The 22,047-nt window shown below is 51.4% G+C and carries 21 protein-coding genes and 1 pseudogene; 17 read left to right on the top strand and 5 right to left on the bottom strand.

Annotated features, from left to right (window positions below):
* The first annotated feature begins 102 nt into the window (after positions 1-102).
* The 4 genes and pseudogenes from ABEA66_RS11850 to ABEA66_RS11835 all read left to right on the top strand — a co-directional run bounded on the left by ABEA66_RS11850 (position 103) and on the right by ABEA66_RS11835 (position 3,005).
* A complete protein-coding gene (locus tag ABEA66_RS11850) occupies positions 103-1,170 on the top strand; it encodes a YeeE/YedE thiosulfate transporter family protein (protein ID WP_345587744.1) in 1,068 nt (355 codons plus the stop codon).
* Positions 1,171-1,182: 12 nt separating this feature from the next.
* Positions 1,183-1,407, top strand: coding sequence for a sulfurtransferase TusA family protein (locus ABEA66_RS11845; protein WP_079911254.1), 225 nt, complete (start codon positions 1,183-1,185; stop codon positions 1,405-1,407).
* Positions 1,408-1,673: 266 nt separating this feature from the next.
* Positions 1,674-2,325 (top strand): annotated as a pseudogene (locus tag ABEA66_RS11840) (DsbA family oxidoreductase).
* Between the two features lie 41 nt (positions 2,326-2,366).
* Positions 2,367-3,005: an NAD(P)-dependent oxidoreductase gene (locus ABEA66_RS11835; protein ID WP_345587688.1), complete on the top strand. Its 639-nt coding sequence runs from the start codon at positions 2,367-2,369 to the stop codon at positions 3,003-3,005.
* Positions 3,006-3,125: 120 nt separating this feature from the next.
* Here the strand turns inward: ABEA66_RS11835 and ABEA66_RS11830 are convergent, their stop codons facing one another.
* Complete coding sequence (locus ABEA66_RS11830; RefSeq protein ID WP_345587687.1) at positions 3,126-3,947, bottom strand: class I SAM-dependent methyltransferase; 822 nt, start codon at positions 3,945-3,947, stop codon at positions 3,126-3,128.
* A gap of 193 nt (positions 3,948-4,140) precedes the next feature.
* Between ABEA66_RS11830 and ABEA66_RS11825 the strand changes: the two genes are divergently transcribed.
* Both ABEA66_RS11825 and ABEA66_RS11820 read left to right on the top strand, forming a co-directional pair.
* The gene (locus tag ABEA66_RS11825) at positions 4,141-4,716 is read left to right on the top strand and encodes a TetR/AcrR family transcriptional regulator (RefSeq protein WP_345587686.1); all 576 of its coding nucleotides are present in this window, start codon (positions 4,141-4,143) and stop codon (positions 4,714-4,716) included.
* Between the two features lie 12 nt (positions 4,717-4,728).
* Positions 4,729-7,410 carry a phosphoenolpyruvate synthase gene (locus ABEA66_RS11820; RefSeq protein ID WP_345587685.1) on the top strand — a complete coding sequence of 894 codons (2,682 nt, stop codon included), beginning with the start codon at positions 4,729-4,731 and terminating at the stop codon, positions 7,408-7,410.
* Between the two features lie 131 nt (positions 7,411-7,541).
* On the opposite strand, the gene ABEA66_RS11815 is transcribed toward ABEA66_RS11820, so the two are convergent.
* A complete protein-coding gene (locus ABEA66_RS11815) occupies positions 7,542-8,756 on the bottom strand; it encodes an MFS transporter (protein ID WP_345587684.1) in 1,215 nt (404 codons plus the stop codon).
* Between the two features lie 218 nt (positions 8,757-8,974).
* Here ABEA66_RS11815 and ABEA66_RS11810 point away from each other — a divergent pair, with 218 nt between their 5' ends.
* From ABEA66_RS11810 to add, 8 genes are all read left to right on the top strand, one after another.
* Positions 8,975-9,550 (top strand): TetR/AcrR family transcriptional regulator, encoded by a 576-nt coding sequence (locus tag ABEA66_RS11810; RefSeq protein WP_079911247.1) that lies wholly within the window; start codon positions 8,975-8,977, stop codon positions 9,548-9,550.
* Positions 9,551-9,738: 188 nt separating this feature from the next.
* The gene (locus ABEA66_RS11805; RefSeq protein ID WP_345587683.1) at positions 9,739-10,305 is read left to right on the top strand and encodes a nitroreductase family protein; all 567 of its coding nucleotides are present in this window, start codon (positions 9,739-9,741) and stop codon (positions 10,303-10,305) included.
* 13 nt (positions 10,306-10,318) lie between these two features.
* Positions 10,319-11,272, top strand: a complete 954-nt coding sequence (locus ABEA66_RS11800) for an ABC transporter permease (protein ID WP_079911245.1) — start codon at positions 10,319-10,321, stop codon at positions 11,270-11,272.
* On the top strand, positions 11,262-12,212 hold the full coding sequence (locus ABEA66_RS11795) for an iron chelate uptake ABC transporter family permease subunit (protein ID WP_079911244.1): 951 nt from the start codon (positions 11,262-11,264) through the stop codon (positions 12,210-12,212). The genes ABEA66_RS11800 and ABEA66_RS11795 overlap by 11 nt, the downstream gene beginning before the upstream one ends.
* The gene (locus ABEA66_RS11790; protein ID WP_345587682.1) at positions 12,209-12,967 is read left to right on the top strand and encodes an iron ABC transporter ATP-binding protein; all 759 of its coding nucleotides are present in this window, start codon (positions 12,209-12,211) and stop codon (positions 12,965-12,967) included. Before ABEA66_RS11795 ends, ABEA66_RS11790 begins: the two co-directional genes overlap by 4 nt.
* Before the next feature lie 79 nt (positions 12,968-13,046).
* The gene (locus tag ABEA66_RS11785; RefSeq protein WP_079911242.1) at positions 13,047-14,039 is read left to right on the top strand and encodes a siderophore ABC transporter substrate-binding protein; all 993 of its coding nucleotides are present in this window, start codon (positions 13,047-13,049) and stop codon (positions 14,037-14,039) included.
* 803 nt (positions 14,040-14,842) lie between these two features.
* A complete protein-coding gene (locus ABEA66_RS11780; RefSeq protein WP_144027891.1) occupies positions 14,843-15,667 on the top strand; it encodes a leucine-rich repeat domain-containing protein in 825 nt (274 codons plus the stop codon).
* Positions 15,668-15,922: 255 nt separating this feature from the next.
* A complete protein-coding gene (add, locus tag ABEA66_RS11775) occupies positions 15,923-16,984 on the top strand; it encodes an adenosine deaminase (protein WP_345587681.1) in 1,062 nt (353 codons plus the stop codon).
* A gap of 37 nt (positions 16,985-17,021) precedes the next feature.
* Here the strand turns inward: add and ABEA66_RS11770 are convergent, their stop codons facing one another.
* From ABEA66_RS11770 to ABEA66_RS11760, 3 genes are read right to left on the bottom strand one after another with little or no spacing between them, the layout of a single operon-like run.
* Positions 17,022-17,249: a twin-arginine translocase TatA/TatE family subunit gene (locus tag ABEA66_RS11770; RefSeq protein WP_079911238.1), complete on the bottom strand. Its 228-nt coding sequence runs from the start codon at positions 17,247-17,249 to the stop codon at positions 17,022-17,024.
* Positions 17,250-17,301: 52 nt separating this feature from the next.
* The gene (locus tag ABEA66_RS11765) at positions 17,302-17,850 is read right to left on the bottom strand and encodes a RidA family protein (protein ID WP_079911237.1); all 549 of its coding nucleotides are present in this window, start codon (positions 17,848-17,850) and stop codon (positions 17,302-17,304) included.
* Between the two features lie 21 nt (positions 17,851-17,871).
* Positions 17,872-19,482, bottom strand: a complete 1,611-nt coding sequence (locus tag ABEA66_RS11760; RefSeq protein ID WP_079911236.1) for a flavin monoamine oxidase family protein — start codon at positions 19,480-19,482, stop codon at positions 17,872-17,874.
* 239 nt (positions 19,483-19,721) lie between these two features.
* Here ABEA66_RS11760 and ABEA66_RS11755 point away from each other — a divergent pair, with 239 nt between their 5' ends.
* The 3 genes from ABEA66_RS11755 (at position 19,722) to ABEA66_RS11745 (ending at position 21,707) form a co-directional block, all read left to right on the top strand.
* Positions 19,722-19,952, top strand: coding sequence for a MerR family transcriptional regulator (locus ABEA66_RS11755; RefSeq protein WP_079911235.1), 231 nt, complete (start codon positions 19,722-19,724; stop codon positions 19,950-19,952).
* A gap of 68 nt (positions 19,953-20,020) precedes the next feature.
* Positions 20,021-20,776 carry a twin-arginine translocase subunit TatC gene (tatC, locus tag ABEA66_RS11750; RefSeq protein ID WP_079911471.1) on the top strand — a complete coding sequence of 252 codons (756 nt, stop codon included), beginning with the start codon at positions 20,021-20,023 and terminating at the stop codon, positions 20,774-20,776.
* A 40-nt stretch (positions 20,777-20,816) separates the two neighbouring features.
* A complete protein-coding gene (locus ABEA66_RS11745) occupies positions 20,817-21,707 on the top strand; it encodes a LysR family transcriptional regulator (protein ID WP_079911234.1) in 891 nt (296 codons plus the stop codon).
* The last annotated feature ends 340 nt before the right edge of the window (positions 21,708-22,047 follow it).

The following is a 22,047-nucleotide window of genomic DNA, read 5'->3' as shown; positions in this document are numbered from 1 at the left end:
TTGTTCATTGACTCCCGTTCTTGTTATGCTACAATGATTATACAATAAATCATATCGAATTACTCGGATATTAAATGAGAGAGGAGAATCGTTGTGGGACAAATGATATTTACCGGTTTGTTATGCGGTGCGCTGTTGGGCTTTGTGATGCAGCGTGGGCGATTTTGCTTGACCGGCGGCTTCCGGGATATGTACTTGGCCAAAGATAACCGGATGTTCTACGCGCTGCTGATTGCTATCGCTATTCAAAGCATCGGTGTTTTTGCGCTTATACAGATGGGACTTATTCAATTTAAGGCAGGGGCGTTTCCTTGGCTGGCGACGATCGTCGGCTCGTTTATCTTCGGGATCGGGATCGTATTGGCCGGGGGGTGCGCTACAGGGACCTGGTATCGGGCCGGGGAGGGACTGATCGGCAGCTGGATCAGCTTATTCGGCTATATGGTAACGAGCGCCGTCATGAAAACCGGCGTGCTGGTTCCGGTGAATGACAGCTTCAAGGTATTCGCCGCTCCGACGAATTCCATTCCGGCAACGTTCGGGATGAGCGTATGGCCGTTCATTGCGCTGCTGACGCTGATCACCGTATTCCTTGTAGTAAGACATCTGCGCAAGCCCAAAGTGATGATCCCTTCGATGAAGGCCAAAAGATCCGGGCTTAATCATCTGCTGTTCGAGAAGCGTTGGCATCCGTTCGTTACGGCTATTCTCGTAGGGCTAATTGCGCTGATTGCGTGGCCGCTAAGTGAAGCGACCGGAAGAATGTCCGGGCTCGGGATTACGACGCCGACTGCGAATATTTTGCAATACCTGATTACCGGCGACAGCAAAAAATATTTGAACTGGGGAGTATTCCTGGTTCTCGGGATTTTCGTCGGTTCCTTCATCGCGGCCAAAGCAAGCCGGGAGTTCCGTTTCCGGGCTCCTGATGCGAAGGTGGCCGTGCGCAGTATGCTCGGCGGCGTGTTGATGGGCCTCGGCGCCAGCCTGGCGGGCGGCTGCTCCATCGGCAACGGTCTGGTCATGACCGCCATGATGACTTGGCAGGGCTGGATTTCCTTGCTGTTCATGATCCTTGGAACATGGACGGCATCCTACTTCATCTTCGTCCGCCCGCGTACGAAGACAAGCAAGCAGCCTGCGGCAGCTCTTAAAACGACTACAGCATAGGAGGAATCCGAGATGAAACATACATTGGAAGTGCTGGGCATGGTGTGCCCGTTTCCGCTGATTGAAGCGAAGGAAGCGATCCAATCCCTGAACAGCGGGGATGAGCTGATCATTAATTTCGATTGCACCCAGGCGACGGAGAGCATTCCTCGTTGGGCAGCTGAAGAAGGGCATACGATTACCGAATACGAACAAATCGATGATGCTTCCTGGACCATTACCGTTAAGAAAAAATAAAGTCGATAGCAAAAGAAGGCATCCTGTTATGATAGACGGGGTGCCTTTTGGCGTATAATGTGAAGCAAGGAGAAAAACAGGGTTGACAATACACATAGATTGTAACTATAATAGTTACAGGTGATAGCCGTTCAGCTTCATAAGCTTACATTCAAGCAATAGCAGGCGGCTGTATTTTTTTAATCACACTTGTAACCATTGTGGTTACATAATGAGATAAGCTTACTTCCTTTGAATAATCCGCGAAAGGAGTTGAATACTACGTTATGACTCTGAAGATCCAAGCCTATTCGGATTTTATTTGTCCCTTCTGCTTTCTGGCTAAAGGACCGTTGGATGAAGCGGTGAAAGGAAAAGAGGTAGAGGTAGAATGGATGCCGTTCGAATTACGGCCGAGTCCGGCACCTCCTATCGATCCTTGGCAGGACCCTTCAAAGCTGAAGGGCTGGGAATCATACATCCATCCCTACTGCACAGCAATTGGGAGTGGACATGAAGCTTCCCCGCGTGTCACCGCACCCATATACAGGGTTGGCTTTTGAAGGCTACCATTACGCCTTGGAGCAGGGCAAGGGCAATGATTATATAGCCAAGGTGTTTCAGGCATTTTTTCAAGAAGAGCAAGACATTGGCAGCGTGGATGTGCTGTCCCGGCTTGCATCGCAAATTGGGCTGGATGAAGAGGAGTTTCGGGAGGCTCTGGGGAGCCGCCGATACCAGCAAGCTCAAGAGCGGGCCCTCCGACACGCATACGAGGAGGCCGGTATTACGGCAGTGCCTACCTACATCATCGGGGATGAACGGCTGCAGGGGGCGGTAAGCAAGGAGGTTCTGGAGCAAGTGATCACACGCCAGCTGGCAAATAGATCGTCCGGATTCTCCGGTGGTTTGCAGTGCAAGAGCGATGGGTCTTGCTAATCATATCATTCATATAAATCATGCTATGGGAGGAAAATAAAATGAAAATCGCAGTAATCGGAGCCGCAGGGAAAGCGGGAAGCCTCATTGTGAAAGAAGCTGTAAGCAGAGGGCATCAGGTAACCGCTATCGTAAGAAATGCATCCAAATTACAGGATAACAGCATCGCGGTAATGGAGAAGGATGTATTTCAGCTTACATCTGAGGATTTGAAGGGGTTTGACGTGGTCGTGAACGCTTTCGGCGCACCTGCCGGTCAGGAGCACTTGCACGTGGAGGCGGGAAGAGCATTGATTGAGTCGCTGAAGGGAGCGCCGCAAACAAGATTGATCGTTGTAGGGGGAGCAGGCAGCTTGTTCGTGGACGAGCAGCAAACAGTCCGCTTGCTGGATACCCCGGAATTCCCTAAAGAGTACTTCGCTACGGCGTCGAACCAAGGCAAAAACCTTGAGGATCTGCAGCAGTCGACCGGTATCCAATGGACCTTCATCAGTCCTTCGGCCTTCTTTAATCCGGAAGGAAGAAGAACCGGCGCGTATCAAAAGGGCAAGGACAAGCTGCTTGTAAACTCTCAAGGACACAGTCACATCAGCTACGCGGATTACGCGATTGCCGTTGTAGATGAAATCGAGAAGCCGCAGCATATCAACGAACGTTTTACCGTTGTTGGGGAAGCTTAAATAAACGAAGCCTCAAAGACCTTTTCGTCTTTGAGGCTTTTTGCTTGCAACGGTCCTGTTGCCCGCCGTTGTACCCGCTATTTCATCCTGCAACCGCCTCTATAATGGTTAGAATCGCAATTATTTCACGCCAAGACGCATCCGGTAGCTGAACATCACGTCCAGTGTTCTTCCTTTGAAATATTCTTCGACTTCCACTCTAAATGCAGCGATATCGGCGTCGAGATCGGTCGCTCCCAGCTTGAAAACGGTTTGAAGCCCGCCTTGGCTTAATGTCAAACCGATATAACGCTCGGCATCGCATGTTTCCATGTTGTGGAACACAAATTCTTTGGAAAAGCGGAATCTGCCGCTCTCGCGGATGCTCTGCAAATGCTTATCTTTGCTCCATCTATGGGCCTGCTCCGATTGCTGGACAAGCCGGGCGATCGTGTCATCGGCTTTTTGAATCAGGTTATTGTACTTCTCCTCAATAGTCCAGGTGAGCGTAGGCGGCCAGTCGCAATCGTAAGCGGCGAACACTCCGCCTGTTACCAATACCCGCGCAATTTCATTCAAGGTGCTTACCGGCTCCATCCAGTGAAAGGACTGGGAACACGTTACAATATCGACCGAATCGGACTCCATGCCCAGTTCATTAGAGTATCCTTTCACAAAGGAGATGTGGCTCGCTCCATTCAAGGAGCTGGCCTTCTGCAGCGCTTTTCCTCTCATATCGTCATTGGGCTCGACTCCGATGACACGCTCGGCATGGTCCTTCCAAATAAAAGAGGACAACCCCGTACCGCATCCAATATCGGCCACGACCGAGGGCTTACGGCCCAAGTAAGCCGTAACGATCTCAATCACTTTGAGCGGTGCCTCAGGGCGGTTGCGGTCATAAGTATCTTCATAGCCTGAAAACCGATCCACATTGCTCTTCAAATTGCCTTCCGGTATCATAGGTACCCTCCGTTCCTGACTTCGTCTTTTTTGAAAAAAGAATCTTAAGCTGTACCTGTATTGTACCAAGCCTTTCAAAAAAGGTTCAATAGCCTGGCTTGTCCTCCATTGACGCTAGGAATCCGAAATTGTAAAATGGAAACCAAGGGGGAACTATTCGGTTTCCACGGTTTCTGGTTTGGAGGTTATCGGAATGGATGACATCGTCCGTACGCGCATTGTGCACGCGGCTGCCGAGCTGTTCAAGGTAAAAGGCTACCGCAGTGCAACCTTGAGCGAGCTCGCTTCGCAGCTTGGAATGAGCAAGAAGACGTTATATATGTATTTCACGGGCAAGGAGCAGATCGCTGAAGCAGTTATAGAGCTCATGCTGTCCGCCATCGAGACGAAAGTAAAGGAAGCCAGACTTCAAGGCGGCAGCCCGCTGGAGATCTTTCGAACTGCGTTTCGAAGCATTCGGCGGGAGATTACGCAGCTGAACCCGATGTTTCTGGAAGACGTTCAGAAATTCGTCCCCGGGTTATGGGAGCGGATTGAGCAGTTTCGCGCCAGGCAGCTTTCCTTTTTGGAAGGCTTGCTCGTGCAGGCCCGGCAGGAAGGCTTGATCCGGAAGCTGGATCCCAAGCTTACGTCCGTCATCATGCTGGACAGCATCCAGCGGTATGTAAGGCCGGATTTCGCAGCCAAGCACGGGGTTGCGATTATGGACGTCGCAGATACATTATTCACATTGTTATTCGAAGGAATCCGAACGAACGACAAGGAATAGGAGGCGTGCGGAATGAACGGTTTTGTGCTTGATTTTCAGCAGCTGGATAAGTCCAGTTTGCCGCTGGCAGGAGGTAAGGGGGCTAATCTGGGTGAGATGACTCGCGCCGGGTTTGCCGTTCCTCCCGGCTTTTGTGTGACGACGGCGGCCTACCGGGCTTTTATTGAACAGTGCGACCGGATGGAGGACTATTTTGCACGGCTGGATAGCGTAAAGGCCGATCAGCTGGAAGAGATCACGGAGCTCGGCAGCGCTATTCGCGGGTATTTGGTTACGGTAGATATGCCGAAGCTCGTAGAGGCAAGCATTATCAAGCACTGTCGGCAAGCTGGCGACAGCAAGGCGTATGCCGTTCGTTCCAGCGCTACGGCGGAGGATTTGCCCTCCGCATCGTTCGCGGGCCAGCAGGATACCTATCTGAACGTGCGGGGAGAGGAGCAGCTGCTTCAATCGATCCGTCGGTGCTGGGCATCCTTATTCACGGCGCGCGCGATTTCCTACCGGGCGAAGAATGGGTTCGATCACCGTTCCGTTCTGCTCTCCGTCGTCGTGCAGCAGATGGTATTCCCCGAAGTGTCAGGCATTATGTTCACTGCAGACCCCGTCAGCGGTCATAGGGGGACCGTTTCGATCGATGCCAGCTTCGGGCTCGGTGAGGCTCTGGTGTCCGGCATTGTCTCGGCCGACTTGTATCAAGTCCGCTCCGGGAAAATCGTAGGCAAGAGCATTGCGAAGAAAAAGGTGGCGGTCTTTTCTTTACCGGAGGGAGGGACCGAAACGCGCCCTGTGCCGGATGAGATGCAGGAGAGGCAGGCTTTAAGCGATGAGCAGATTCAAGAGCTCGCCGCGCTGGGCCTAAGGATTAAGAACCATTATGGTACCGACCAGGATATTGAATGGTGCTATGCTGAAGGCAAGCTCTATATTGTGCAGAGCCGGCCTATTACATCGCTCTATCCGCTGCCCGAGGTTCCGGTTGGCCCCGGCGAATCCCCTCACCTGCTTGTCTCCTTCGGGCATCAACAAATGATGACGGACGCGATGAAGCCTACGGGATTGTCCGTACTGCGTACGATGGTTCCCTTCGGCAAGCCGTCGGTTCGCGAGAAGAGCGGGCTGGCTTATACCGCAGGGGGCAGACTGTTTATCGACATTACGAAGCTGTTCCATGTGAAGCAGGCCCGCAGATTGTTCCCGAAGCTGCTGAGCGGAATCGATGAGCTGATGGCGAGCGGCGTGGCCGACTATATACAGAGAGATTCCTTCGTACGGGGATTAAAGCCCGAGCCCGGGCTAAAGCTTCATATTATGAAGTTTGCCGGCCCCATCTTAATCCGAGCCCTCAGGAATCTTCTGTCAGCCTCTCCTCCTCAAATGGCTAAGGAAGCGACCGATTGGACGGATGCCTTCGTGAGGCAGGGAAAGGAGCGGCTGGAAGGGGCCAGCGGCGAAGAACGCATAGTACGCGTGCAGGAATTGGCCGGGTCGATCCTACTCACGCTATTCCCCCGTGTCATGCCTTACCCGTTGTCGGGCATCATCGCTTCCAGACTGATTAAGGCTATGGCGGAGAAGTGGCTGGGAGACAAGGAAGCGATTCATGCGCTGAACAAATCGCTGCCCGGCAATGTAACGAGCGAGCTCGGGCTGATGATCGGCGATTTGGCGGATGCGGTGAGGCAGCATCCCGAGGTTGCCGAGATCATCCGGCAGGGGGATACCGGCGGCCTGAGGGCTCGGCTGGAGCTGGCTGCAGGCGGGGAGGCTTTCCTAACGCAGTGGGATCGATTTATGGAGCTGTACGGTATGCGCTGCCCCGGTGAAATCGATCTGACACGGCGGAGATGGCGCGATGAGCCGGGAGCGCTGCTGCCGGCTATCGAGAGCCATATGCGGACGATGCAGCCGGGTGAGCATAGGGAGCGCTTTGCTCAGGGAGCACGGGATGCCGAAGCCGCGGCCCGCGAGCTCGTGAACGGGGTGAGGGCCCTGCCTTTCGGCTGGTTCCGGGCAAAGCTCATGTCACGGATGATCCGGGTGTTCCGCCATGCGATGGGGATCCGGGAGCATCCGAAATATACGATGATCCGCTTGTTCGGGTTTATCCGACAGGCGCTGCTGGAAGAGGCGAATGCGCTGGTCGACCGGGGCGTGCTGCAGACGGAGGAGGATATCTTCTACCTGACGCTGGATGAAGTGCTGGAGCTGACCCGGGGAAGGACGATGGCCTACTTGCAGCAGATGATAGAAGAGCGGAAGCGCGACTATGAGCGCTTCCAGGGGCTTACTCCTCCTCGCCTCATGACGAGCGAGGGTGAGATCATCACGGGCAGCCTTCGCCGGAAGGATGTGCCCGAAGGAGCCCTGCTCGGCACGCCGGTATCGGCAGGCGTCGTGGAAGGGATCGCCCGCGTCGTGCTGCGCCCCGACGAGGCCAAGCTGAACAAGGGCGAAATCATGATCGCCCCGTTCACAGACCCGGGCTGGACGCCGTTGTTTCATTCGGCTATCGGCCTTGTCATGGAGGTCGGCGGGCTGATGACTCACGGCGCCGTAGTGGCTCGTGAGTATGGAATTCCGGCCGTCGTCGGCATTGAAGGAGCTACCGCCCGGATTCAGGACGGCGACAGAATTCGTCTGGACGGCACCCGCGGCTATGTGCTGGTGCTGACGCCGAACGGGAACGGGCAGTAGCTCGTTACAGCAGTACGCGTGAATAAAGACGCCATTCCGGCTGTCATCGGGAGAAAGACGATGGCAGCGGAAGGCGTCCTTTTTTTGTTTCGAAGCCTCGGGAATAGGTTAGCAATAGTGCGAGCGGATCGTTATCGTTGCTCTTTCGACGTGCTGTACCCTTGCCGCATCTCGGTGAAGAAGTACAGCAGCGCCGCCAGCGGCAGCACGATTCCAAGTGCCAATGCCATACTCCAGCCGCCATTGGCGTAAGACCAGCCGCCCAAGGAGGAGCCGACGGCACCGCCGATGAAGAAGATCGCCATGAACAGGCCGTTCAGCCGTCCCCGAACTTCGCTTCCCAACGAATAAATGACACGCTGACCCAACACAAGGTTGCCCGATACGGCCATATCCAGCGTAATGGCGGAAACATAGAGCAGAACAAGGGCAAGAGTGGAGTGGTCCTGAAATACGTCAATAAGCAGCAAGGATACAATGGCGATGCTGATGGCCATGCCCGTCGCTATCCTGCTCCAGCCACGATCGGCCAATCTGCCTGCAACGGGTGCTGCGACCGCTCCGCCAACGCCGACTAAGGCAAACAACGCTATGCCTTGCTGCGTCATGCCGAATGCGTCAGCCAACCGTAAAGGGACAACGGTCCAAAATAAGCTGAACGCTCCGAACAAGCTAGCTTGATAGAAGGCGCGGCGACGTAAAGCGGGAGTGTCCTTAAAAAGTCTGCCCAGCGAAGCGAGAAGCTTGCCGTAGCTGACAGAAGGTACCGGCTTGCGCTGGGGGAGCCGTCGTGCCAGAAGCACTGTCAGCAAAGCCGTCACGACCGCCGATGCGGCAAACACGGTCCGCCATCCCCATAAACCGGCGATTAAACTGGCAGCCGGTCTAGCCAGCATGATGCCTAGCAGCAATCCGCTCATCACATTCCCGATCACCCGTCCGCGATGCTCTGCCGGGGTTAAATAGGTTACAAAAGGCACGAGAATTTGGGCAACGACCGAACCTAGTCCGATGATGAGAGATGCGGTTAAAAACACCGCCGAGCTGCTGGCTCCCGCAGCCGCAAGAAGCGCCAAGACTACAATCGATAAGGAACCTGCCATGAGGCGCCGGTTTTCAATAATGTCACTTAGAGGGACGATAAACAACAGACCAAGAACGTAGCCGATCTGCGTTAGGGTGACGATGAATCCCGACGCTGAAGACGATAGGCCGGTCGCCAGGCTAATCGGACCGACAAGCGTTTGGGAATAATAAAGGTTGGCGACAATGAATCCGCATGAAATGGCGGCCAGCAGCATCAGCTTACTCTGTGTAAACCGGCTGGAATCAAGCTCTTTAGACATGAAATCATCCTCCTAAGGTTCGATTAAGGCATGTGGTGTAAAGCCCTTTATGCCCCGTAATAAAAACTAAACGTATAGTATAGAAATTGTATGACCTAATAATAAACTAAACGTTTAGTATTGTAAATAGGCAGCTCATTTATTTTGGAATAAAATTTATGTATACTGAACGTATTGTTTTATAAAACAAGAGAAACCAGCTGAAGGGGATGAAACGGATGCCAGGCAAAAGAGGACGTCCGCGAAATACGGAAACGCAGTCGGCTATCCTTACCGCGTCCTATGAATTGCTTGTGGAATGCGGCTTCGATGCGGTTACCGTTGAAAAAATCGCCGATCGCGCCAAGGTCAGCAAAGCTACGATCTATAAGTGGTGGCCTAATAAAGCTGCGGTGGTCATGGACGGATTTTTATCCGCGGCTTCGGAAAGATTACCTGTGCCTGATACGGGTTCCGCATACGAAGACGTGCGCTTGCATGCGGCGAGCGTGTCCAAGTTTATGACCAGTACAGAAGGAAACATCATCAAGGAACTAATTGCCCATGGACAATTTGATTCAGGGTTGGCGGAGGCTCTGAGAACGAGATATATCATGCCGAGGAGAAGCGAGGCGGGCGGATTGCTCGAACGCGGGATCCGGCGAGGGGAATTGAGTGAAGGCCTGGATATCGAATTATGCATCGATCTGATCTACGGCCCGATATTTTACCGCTTGCTCGTAACCGGAGCGGCCATCGACGATTCCTTTATCGATAAGCTGATCCCCCTTGTCCTTAAAGGGATTAGGCAGTAATGCCGGTTTGACAGCTTCAGAGCCGAAAGGCTCTTTTTTTGTGCCCGATAGAAAAATCCAACCCAAATAACGAAAAGTCCATTCCAGTTATATTGAATTCATGTAAAAATGATTCTCAGTGATAATGATTATCAATTTCGTCAAAATGGATTTATATAGAAGAAACTCAACACAAGGGGGTAATGAGGATGGAATTGGCTCAGTTGATCCGGGATCGTCGTTCCGTTCATCAATTTGAAGATCGTCCTGTCTCTATGGAACTGGTAAAGGAGCTGCTTGATACGGCGGTATGGGTGCCGAATCACAAAATGACACAGCCGTGGCGCTTCGTCATCGTGCAAGGTGAAGGACGCCGTAGATTGGCTGATATTGCGCGATCCGGGGCAGAGAAGAGGGAGAGAGATCCTGAGAAAAGCAAGGAACTGGGGCAAAAATTTTACGACCGCTTCATGTCGGTGCCGATGTTTGTAGCTGTTGTGATGACGGAGAACACCCATCCGGTCGTCTGGGAAGAGGATTACGCTTCAACCAGCTGCATCATACATAACTTCAGCCTGCTCGCATGGGAGCAAGGGCTGGGTCTGGTGTGGGAAACGTATCCGCTGCTTCATTCCCCTGAGTTCCGAGAAGCGCTAGGCGTTAAGCCAGGGGAGAAAATTATCGGAAGCCTCCATCTCGGATATCCGGCGAAAGTACCGGCTGCTCAATCAAGAATACCGGCGGCAGAGCTTCTCACCATTATCGACCAGGCTTAAGAGAGGCATTCGTATGAAACTTAGATATTTGGTCGTTCTGCTTATCATTTTATCCATAGCCTCTGTCTTCATAGGAGTCAAAGATATTAAACCCTGGGATATTTTCAAGCTGAGCGATGACCAATTGCAGGTGCTCTTCATCAGCCGGCTGCCCCGTTTGATCAGCATCATCATCGCGGGAGTCAGCATGGGCGTAGTCGGACTGATTATGCAGCAGCTGAGCCGGAACAAGTTTGTATCGCCGACAACCGGAGGAACGGACGATTCGGCAAGGCTTGGGATTCTCGTTTCCTTGCTGCTGTTCACCTCTGCCACCCCGATGCAGAAGATGCTCGTAGCTTTTGTGTTTGCTCTGCTGGGCACATTCGTGTTTATGAAAATACTCGATAAGGTGAAATACAAGGATGCTATTTTTATCCCGTTGGTCGGTTTGATGTTCGGGAATATTATTACGTCCTTTTCTACTTTTTTTGCGTACAAGTATGATCTGATCCAAAACATTTCTTCCTGGCTGCAAGGGAATTTCGCGTTGACGATGAAAGGCCGTTATGAGCTGCTGTACATCAGTATCCCAGTTGTTATCATTGCTTATCTGTATGCCAATAAATTCACGATAGCAGGGATGGGGGAAGAGTTCTCCATCAACCTGGGACTGAATTATAAAAGGGTAGTCAATCTGGGCTTGGTTATCGTTGCACTCGTATCCTCCGTCGTCATGCTTACGGTGGGAACCATCCCCTTCCTGGGACTGATTATTCCCAATATCGTTACGCTGTATCACGGCGATAATCTGAAGAAAAATCTTCCCCATACCGCGGTACTCGGGGCTGTATTCGTCATGTTCTGCGATATTCTCGGCCGGGTGATCATCTACCCGTTCGAAATTCCGATCGGACTGACGGTCGGAGTGCTGGGGAGCGCTATTTTTCTTTATTTACTGTTGAGGAGAAAGGCATATGACGTATAGGGCAAAGCTCGGATCACTAACCATATTCGCATTAGCGCTGATTGCCGTGTTTTTATTCATCGACGTCGGTGACAACTGGGCTTACGTACTGCCGAGAAGAGGCTGGAAGATCGCAGCCATGGTGCTGACGGGAGGCTGTATAGCCTTCTCGACGGTCATCTTCCAGACCATTACGAACAACCGGATCCTCACGCCTAACATTATCGGTCTGGATTCGATGTATATGCTGGCGCAGACCGGGGTCGTATACATGTTCGGCTCCACGACGAAGCTTCTGGTAGATAACAATGTGAACTTCGTTTTGACTCTGGCCGTGATGATGCTGTTTGCGGCATTGCTGTACAAGATGATGTTCAAGAGAGAGGGAAGCCATCTTTACTTCCTCCTGCTGATCGGGATCGTTCTCGGTACACTGCTCGGCAGTCTGACGACCTTCATGCAGGTGCTGATTGACCCTAACGAATTCCTCGTGCTTCAGGGCAAAATGTTTGCCAGCTATAACAAGGTTCAAGGCAAGCTGACGATCATCTGCAGTGTGGTTATCGTTCTGGTCGCTGTCTATTATTCCCGGTTAGCGAAGTACATGGATGTCCTCTCGTTAGGCAAGGATCAGGCGATCAACCTGGGTGTCGATTACCACTACGTTGTCAAAAGGCTGTTAATTGTTATAGCAGCTCTCATCTCCGTAGCGACTGCGCTGGTGGGTCCTATTACCTTCCTCGGGCTTCTTGTCGCCAACGTGACGTATCAATTCATGAAGACCTATCGGCACGCGCTGCTGATACCGGCCTCCATACTGATCAGCATTGTGGCCTTAGTCGGCGGACAGCTCGTGGTCGAGCGGGTCTTCACATTCAACACGACGTTAAGCGTCATCGTTAACCTGATCGGTGGCGTGTACTTTCTATATCTTCTGCTGAGGGAGAGCAAATCGAAATGATTGAAGTAAGGCAAGTTTCCAAGCGATACGGTGACAAGCATGTGGTAGAGAACGTGTCGGTCCAGATCGGGAAGGGGAAAATTACATCGTTCATCGGACCTAACGGAGCGGGCAAAAGCACGCTGCTGTCGATGATCAGCCGGCTGACGACCCGGGATGCGGGAGAGATATGGATCGACGGCAAGGATATCAGCCAATTCAAGAGCGCAGACCTGGCCAAGCAGATTTCGATCCTGAAGCAGTCGAACCAGATCAATGTTCGTCTTACGGTCCGCGATCTGGTTTCCTTCGGGAGGTTCCCGTATTCCCAAGGCAAGCTGACCAAGGAGGACTGGAAGTATGTCGACGAGGCCATCGCCTATATGGAGCTTGAAGACATGCAGCATAAATATTTGGATCAGCTGAGCGGCGGACAGAACCAGAGAGCCTATATTGCCATGGTCATCGCGCAGAATACCGAATATGTGCTGCTAGACGAGCCCTTAAACAATCTCGATATGCGGCATTCCGTGCAAATTATGAAGGTGCTGCGCCGGTTGGTCGATGAGCTGGGCAAGACGGTGGTGATCGTGATCCACGACATCAACTTTGCCTCCTATTATTCGGACTACATAGTGGCGTTAAAAGGCGGCAAGGTCATCAAGGAAGGAACGACCGATCAAATTATCGAATCGTCGGTTCTGAGGGAAGTCTACGATATGGATATCGAGATTGAGAACATTCGCGGCAACAAGATTTGCGTTTACTTTAAATAACCGAAATTATTTGGCGGCGGGTTCTCCGCATGCCGGTTAAAAAATAATTGATTTCTATTAAATTAAAGAGGTGGTTAAGATGAAGAAAAGTTTACCTATGCTGTTGATCGTCCTTTGTTTGGCTGTGTTCATGGCAGCTTGCGGCACTAGCGGCTCGAATTCTTCTAACGGGGCGGCTCCTGCTTCAGGCGGAGGCACACAAACGCCGGCAGCGACTCCAGCGGGCAATGAGGAATTGACCTTCAAGCATCAATTGGGCGAGACCAAAGTGAAGAAAAACCCTAAGAAAGTCATCGTCTTCGACTTCGGCGCTCTGGATACCTTGGATAAGCTCGGCGTTGAAGTGGCAGGCGTAGCTCAAAAGAATCTGCCTCCTTACCTGGCTAAGTACAAAGACAGCAAATATCAAAACATCGGAACGCTGCAAGAGCCGGACTATGAAAAAATCAGCTCCATCAAGCCGGATTTGATTCTGATCTCCGGAAGACAGCAGGCTGCTTACCCTGAGCTCAGCAAGCTGGCTCCTACCTTATATGTTGGCGTAGACAACTCCAAATTTTTGGAGTCATTCAAAACCAATATGAAAATGATCGGCCAAATCTTCGGCAAAGAGTCCGCCGTTGATGCAGAGGTCGCCAAAATCGAACAAACGATTAAAGATGTGAAAACGCAAGTGGCGGCAAGCAACAAGAACGCCTTGATCATTCTGGCTAACGAAGGAACGATCAGCGCTTACGGGCCTGGTTCCCGGTTCGGCTTGATCCACGACGTCTTGGGCATTCCTGCCGTTGAGAAGAATCTCGAAGTGTCCACTCATGGCCAAAGCATTTCCTTCGAATTCATCGCGGAGAAAAATCCGGAGTACCTGTTCGTCGTAGACCGCGGCGCAGCAGTAGGCGGAGCAGCTCAAACAGGCGCTAAACCGCTGGTAGAAAACGAGCTTGTGAAGAAAACGAATGCTTTCAAAAACAACCACATCGTGTACTTGGATCAAAACTACTGGTACCTGTCCGGGGGTGGCTTGGAATCCGTAGCTGAGATGGTTGGCGAAGTAGCAAAAGCGTATAAATAAGCATCATAACTAAGAGCCTGTCCCTTTTGGGGCGGGCTTTTTGGACGTAATATAATTTGCAAATTTTAGGTCCCCCCGCAAATCAATTGAATCAGCATCGAAGCCCATGCCCACTCCTCTGCAAGATGACTTCCAGATTGGGATATTCGAAATAATTATATTACAATGGAAACATACGAGATTTATAGTTTTTTCCATTTAATAAGTTAAGGGGTTGGATGGGGATAAAAAGACCACCGGGTTTGGTCATCATCAGCGGATTGTACATGCTATACGGGTTAATGCTCCTTGTCTCGCTCTTTCTTCCTGGGGAACGAGTGTGGTTTAACCCCGGCTTGTCTGAAGCGCTTGGATTGCCATATGAATATGAGGAATGGACCAGGCTGTTGTTAATTCTTTTTTGCGTCTCGATCGGCGCCGGCGTTTATTTTCTGAAAAAATGGTCTCTCGTTATTTTAATTGTCTATTTTCTGATTCAATTGACCGCGAAAGTAATGTTTTTTAAGGGGAATACGGTTATTTTTTCATATCCATTGGTTCTCTCATTAGTGGTATTGCTATATGTTCTCAGTAAGCGAAAATACTTTTTGTAATATAGATTTGGAAGGGGAGAATTCGTCATTATACGTATTTATAATAATCCGAAAGGGCAGGCTTACCGTCATCTCATTGACTATGCCATCAGCCGGTGCCCGATGTTTGTGCTTGCCATGAGAGGGCAAATAGATCGCAGCCCCAATTGTGCCCGGGTTGTTCAAAGGCTGGAGCCTTTCTTAATAAAGAAACAGGCTACGGATAGCTTAATGCGCGTTCTGGAAATTGCTTATTCCTACGGAGGTATGGTGTACTTTTACAGGAGCTGCCAAGAAGCGGCGCAGGTTCTGAAGGAAGAGGCAGACGGGCTGCTGGCCTGGCAGCATCCGAAGCTCCCGGAGGATTTATGCTTTTTGGACGATTCGGGTAAAGATTGGCTTGTCAACATTGCCCATGAAGAGATCATGACGCTGAATATGGATGAAGAAGAAGGTAAAGCTCTTTCGGAGCAGGTCGACGGCTTGTTTTTGCAGGGGGAATTTAACGCAGAGCTGGACGCATTTCTGAACGATGCCATTCGGCATAAAGCGGAGAAGCTGTACCTGTCCCACTACGATCTGGACCATGTCCCGGAGAAGATCAGCCGGATCACATCATTGAAGTCGCTAACGATATTCGAAGGAAGAATCCGCAGGCTGCCAGAGAGCTTGTTCGGGCTGGAGCAGCTGGAGGAGCTCATCATATACACTGCAGATCTGCTGCCGTTACCCAAGGAGATCGGGCGGCTTCATCGATTGAAGAGACTGCAAATAAGCTGCTGCAGCTACTATCGATGGGGAGAAGGGGAACCCTTGCCTGCGAAGGAAACAGGCTCATTCCGTGAGCTTCCTGATGAGATCGGGCAGTTGTCCCAGCTAGAGCATTTGACCATCAATGCTACCCCTCTAAGCAGGCTCCCTTCCTCCATTGTAAATCTGAAGAGGCTTAGCTTTGTCGATCTGAGCAATAATTTATTCGAATCAAGACCCATCGAGCTATCCAAGCTTCCCAGCCTTCAACATGTTATGTTTTATCAGAATCCAGTGGAGCCATAGCTCCTTTTTCTTTTGTCCAACAGATGTTAGCTTATGTTAGGTTTATATGGTAACACGTCCTTACGATGATGGGTGTCGTAGGGACTTTTTGTGTTATCCAGGTTAAAAACAGCTTGAACTTCAAGTAAAGTGACAAGAAAGAATCACAAATGAATACGATGTGTAATATATATTGACATATAAGTAACATTCATTTAAAGTAGATGAAAATTAAGCGATGAAGGATGATAACTCGGATGAAGGAAGTGGATGAGGATGGCGAACAGGGTGGATAGGGCGCTGCTGCGGCTGCTGCCAAAGGTGGATCTTCATGTGCATTTGGACGGGAGTGTGCGGGCTCAGACGATTGCCGATTTGGCCAAGGAGCAGGGAATGGAGCTTCCGGTTAGCCCGGGCGGGGATCTGCTTCCCTACATTCAGGTGAATGAGGAATGCGGGAGTCTGCAGGAGTATTTGAGCAAGTTTGACTTCGTGCTGCCCTTCCTTCAATCTAGGGAGGCTCTGGAAAGGGTTGCGTACGAAATTGTGCAGCAATCGGCCGAGCATAACTGTCGGTATGTGGAGGTGCGCTTTGCTCCGCAGCTTCATCGCAGGAAGGGATTAACGGTAGAGGATACGATCCGTTCGGTTGTTCAAGGCTTAAGGCGCGGGGAAGAAGAGTATGGGGTGACGGCGAGGGTGATTGCCATTTGCATGCGCAACCACTCCTATGAGGACAATTTGGAAGTAGTAGAGGCGGCGGGACGTTTTATCGGCAAAGGAGTTGCGGCCGTGGATCTGGCCGGGGATGAGGCGTCGTACCCGCCGCAATGGTTCCGCGAGGTGTTCGCCTGCTCACAGGCCAAAGGCATTCCCGTAACGATCCACGCGGGGGAGGCTGGGGGAGCCGATAACGTATACGAGGCTATTACTCATCTTGGGGCGGTGCGGATCGGCCACGGGGTCAGGCTGAAGGAGGATCGCGCCATTCTCGATATGGTAAGGGAACGCAAGGTTCCATTGGAAATGTGCCCGGTGAGCAATATTCAGACCAAGGCGGTATCCGGCTGGGATGCGTATCCGATTCGGGAATATTTTGATAGCGGCATCCTCATTACGATCAATACGGATAACCCCAGTGTCTCGGGAACCGATATTACGAAAGAATATGAGGTCGTTGCGGATCGATTCGGCTTCAGCCTGGAGGAGATCGCACAGCTGATTATGAACGGAGTGGAGGCCGCCTTCCTGGGGGAAGAGGAGAAGCTCGCCTTGAAGCGGGAGTTTGGCGAGCGGCTTCAAGAGCTGGGGATTGATCCGGCCGGCAAAACTCCATAAATACGAAGGCCGCCCTTGCAGGCGGCTCTTTAAACATTTAAGCGTGGCTTCTTTCGGCGGCTTCCTTATGCTCCTTTTGCGGTGCTTCTTTGAAATCCTCGCCGCTCTCCTTGTGCTCCGAAACAAGCTCGCGCGCGGATGATTTGAATTCATGCAGAGTGCGGCCGACCGCTCTTCCGAGCTCCGGAAGCTTGGAAGGACCGAATAAGATCAAGATAACCACCAAAATCATCATGAGACCCGGAAAGCCGATGTTTTGAAGCATACACGCTCAACTCCTCATTTTGTATGTTATGCTGTTCAAGCATCCGTTTGCTTTAATCTTGATTGTGCATCTTTGGATAAACTGCCACGGCCTCAATCTCGATCAGCCAATCTTCATTGACCAGTCCGGCTACGCCGACAGTGGAACGGGCGGTTTTGACCGGATTGGATTCATTGTTGAAATACTCTGCATAGGCTTCGTTCCAGCCTTTGAAATCGAATTTGTTATCCTTGCTCGGATCGGCTGTAAGATAGGCGCGGAGGTAAATCACGTCCTTCAGGGTCAAGCCTTTTTCCTTCAGCTGGTTTTCAATGTTCTTCAGGACGCCTTCGGCCTGAGTCTTCGTGTCCCCGTAACGTTCATACACCGTAGCGCCGTCCTTGTTCAGAACCGGAGGTGTTGTTCCGCTGGTGTATAGATAGGCCGATCCGGCCGGGACAGAAACGCCTCCCGAGATGGTTGAGGAGGGATTACCGTAAAACTCGGCTTCATTCACCGGTTCCGCCGGGTACTTGCTCGGTGTTTCCTCCGCATAGGCACTGACTCCGATAGCTGTAGACAGCAAGCCTACCGCTAGAATGGTTTTGATTTTGTTATACATATCGATCGACCGTCCCTTCCTCTATTCTTTCATGACACGTTCGTGAATTTCGGTGACGACTTTGCGCGCGGATTCGATGCCTCCGGCCATCCAGGCCGGAATGTAGCTGATGTGCTCGCCGGCCAGGTAAATTCGGCCATCCGGCTTGCATAAGGTTGGATATAATGTCTTGCGTTCGTCGGCAGAATAGCTGCCCCAACCGCCCAGGTTATACTTGATGTTTTTCCAATGCACGGAGAAGGAGGCCTCGAATTCCTTGTGGTACTGCGGGTGGATTTTGGCCCCTTGGCTTAATGCGTAGCTTTCACGCTCCGCAAGGGACATTTTCCCGAGCTTGTCGGCGTTGGCGCCCGTTACGTAGTAACCGAGCAAAACCCCTTTTTTGCCGAAATAATTAGTCGGCGGGTAATACATCTGGGTAATATCCATATTCGTCAGGGAGCTTCCGCCGTAAATCTGCTCATCCTCCTCCCAGAAGCGGCGTTTGAACTGAAGGCCGATTTTGCCTGCGGATACGTAGTTAACTTTGGAGATGGCGTCCGCCATTTCGGGGGAGAAGTCGGCCGGGATGCTTTTAAGCACCGATAAGGGAATCGTACAAATACAGTAATCCCCGGTAATTTCCTTGGTTGTGCCGGTTTCCAGATGGGTGTACGTGATGCGCACGCCGCTTTCGTTTTGCCGAATTTCCTTGACCTCGGAATGGAATTGGATGCGATTGCCCAGGCGCTTCTCGAACGCTTTGGCAATATGGTCGATCCCGCCTACCGGATGGAACATCATCATCTGCTGGTCGTACGAATACTCGTTGCTGAAGAAATTGCCAAAGCCGGAGGTGATGATCGATTTCATGTCGAACGGGTCGCGGCGTACGCCTGCATCCAGCTTGCCACCCGGTTCCTCGATATAGCCTCCGCGCTCCGACCCCTTATAGAACAGATCGGCGTTCAAGTCGCCCTCGCGCTTCAAGTATTCAACCAGCTTCGCCTTTTCCTCCGGAGTCAGCGGGAGATCCAGTGCGTTCTGGTTGACCGCTTTGGCCAGCATTTCCGCTACATACCCTCTTACATCTGCTTTGGCTTCCCGTTTTCGGACTTTGCGCCCCGATAGCTCGCCTGCGTTCTCGTTGTAGTAGTAACCGTGCTCGTTAACATTGTTGAATGGCTCGATGGCAATTCCGAATTTGCGGCAGTATTCCATCGTGACATGGAATTGTGGAATCCGCATAGGTCCTGCGTTCAGGTACATGGCCTCTCCTTCGTCGAACCGGGCCACCTGCTTGACGCCGCCGATCTCGGTGACGGTCGTTCCCCTGCGCACGGTCCAGATCCGGCCCCCTGCACGGGCTCGCGCCTCCAGAATGGTGCAGTCATATCCGGCCTGCCCAAGCTCGTAGGCTGCGGTCATCCCTGCGATGCCCCCTCCGAGGATGATGATTTTTTTGCCGTTGCGGTGAGTGGAAGACAAATCGCCTTGATTCGGAGGGGTGAATTCGGCTGCCTTTAAAGTATCGGGCGAAAGCAGGCCCAGCGTCCCCATGACGCTAAATACGGCTGCAGACCCGCCGATTTTACCTACGGTGGTTAGAAACTGCCTTCGGGTCATCTCTTTCGTTGGTTCCTTTGTCTCCATGCTCCTCGACTCCTTTAGGGTAAAGTGGATCAACCTCACAACGAGATCGTACCAAAAAAATTTTTATTTGACTTCAAATTTGTAAGGTTTTCTAACATTGTTTTTTTTGTTTTTCGAAAATCATTGCAATTTCAAAGCGGTTTTTGTTAGAATCGACTCAAGAAATGGGGGAAAACGGTTCGTTTATCTTTTCATCGGCCATAATACTTAACATTAAAATTACGTAGGAGGTAATTATGATGGAAGAAAAAGTGATGAACATCGGAATCGTTAAGGAGTTAACAGGCTTATCGGAGAGACAAATTCGCTACTATGAGGAGCGCAAGCTCATCTTTCCCGCCAGAACGAAAGGAGGAGCTCGAAGGTATTCGTTTGAGGATGTCAAGAGGCTTCGCGAAATCAATGAAAAGCTGAGGGACGGCTTCCACACGTTCGAATTAAAAGCAATGCGCCCGTTTAAAAGCATCTAGCGGATCACACAAAGAGTTACATGCCTCGGGCTCAAGGGGCAAACCTTAAGGGAAGGTTGGTGCTGGCCATGCACGATGACAGATTGATGACCTTGACGGAGCATTTAGCCGAGCTGCGTAAGAGGATCTTGCTGGTGCTGCTGGTGACGGTTATCACAATGGCGGCAGGACTATTTATTGCACCCCGAATTTTGGTATATTTAAAAAGCGTACCTCCAGCCTCCGCTATAGCCTGGAATGTTTTCTCCCCGTGGGATGGACTCCGGATTTATATGAGCATTGCCTTAGCATTCTCGCTGGCAGTTACGCTGCCCTTCGCGCTCTATCAGCTGTGGAAATTCGTGACGGTCGGGCTCAAGACGAACGAGCAGGACGCCGCGTTGAAATATATTCCTTTTACGATCGTTTGCTTTGCTGCAGGCTTCAGCTTTGCTTATTTTATCGTGTTTCCCATGAGCTTTCGCTTTACGACAGGGATTGCGCAAAGTCTGCAATTTACGGAAACGTACGGCATTTCCCAATACTTCGGCTTTATGTTTAACATTGTGATTCCGTTAGCGGTGGCTTTCGAGCTGCCGGTTGTTGTTATGTTTTTGACCAAAATTGGCATACTGAACCCAAAGCGGCTGCATTCCATGCGCCGGTACGCTTATTTGACGCTAGTTATCGTGGCCAGCTTGATTTCGCCTCCGGAATTGCTGTCGCATCTAATGGTGGCTGTGCCATTGATAGGCCTTTACGAATTCAGTGTCTGGCTGTCCGGCATGGTATACCGCAAGCAGCTGCAGCTCCGTGAAGCGGGAGGGCTGGAATCGGCGGCATAAAGCTGTCTTGGATTGTTTTGGTCATGAAAGGGGTGGAGGCATGAACGAAAAGGATTATATGATGCTTCTGTATGTGGCGGAGGAGCAGAGCTTGACCAAAGCGGCGGAGCGTCTATATATCACCCAGCCGGCCTTGACGTACCGCCTCCATCAGATGGAGCGGGAGATGGGCGTCTCCCTTATTGTGAAGAACGCCAAAGGGACGAGGCTGACTCCGGAAGGCGAATATTTGGCCGAATATGCCAAAAAGATGCTCGATGAACTTGCCAAAATGAAAGAGTATATCGTTAACATGCGCAATGAGGTCAAGGGGAGTCTTCGAATCGGAGTGTCCAGCTACTTTGGCTTATATAAGCTGCCCCCGCTGCTGAAGAAGTTCAGAGACTTGTACCCGGAGGTTCAGCTTATTGTCACCTGCGCCTTGAGTACGGAGATTTTGGAGCTGCTGTCACGGGAAGAGATCCAGGTGGGAGTGATTCGCGGCGACTATCCATGGTTCGAGGGCAAGCACCTGCTTCATGACGAGCATATTTGTCTTGTATCGCAAGAGGAAATTCAGTGGGAAGACCTGCCGCGTCTTCCCCAAATTTGTTACAAGCAGCCCAAAGTTCAGACAAGCAGCTATTCGCCGCTGCCGTTCAGCGAGACGATCAATGCGTGGTGGCGCGAACGGTTTCATGTTCCTCCGCTGGTCACCATGCAGGTGGACAGCTATGAGACTTGCAAGGAGATGGTCAAGCATGGGCTTGGCTATTCCATCATCCCCGGAATTTTCGTGACGGAGGAGGATGGGCTGCATAAGGTCGAATTGTACCGGAAGAATGGGGAGCCGATGAAGCGCAATACATGGATGGTTTACAAGCAGTCCTCTCTGCAGGTAGCTACCGCTGAACGGTTTGTGTCTTATATGAAGGAAGTGCATCCGCAATAAAATGCAGCACTCTAAGTAGATTGCATGAGCCGCCCGTGCTAAACCCATTCATATAGAAAAATGTGAAAGGTACTAGGTGGGGTATCCCTTGGAGGAGCGATTGCGCCCGCCTTTATTCTCGGAAAATACCCGCTGTAAAGCGAATATGATCAAAATTTGTCCGAGAACAACAGAGGCCGGAGGGTGATACCCCACCGGGGTACTTATGATATTTTCATATTTCAGGTTTTGCAACAGAATCAGGACCTAGCCACAGGCTAGGTCTTGAGTTTGTGTACGCCCAGCATGGGCGTCATCTCTAGGGTGAAAGTCCCGAACGGGGGCTGGCGAACGCCTACCG

It is taken from the genome of Paenibacillus vulneris, from assembly GCF_039543185.1.
Classification (GTDB): domain Bacteria; phylum Bacillota; class Bacilli; order Paenibacillales; family NBRC-103111; genus Paenibacillus_S; species Paenibacillus_S vulneris.
The sequence above is the reverse complement of the archived record's forward strand: the minus strand, read 5'-3'. Positions and strand labels throughout refer to the sequence as shown.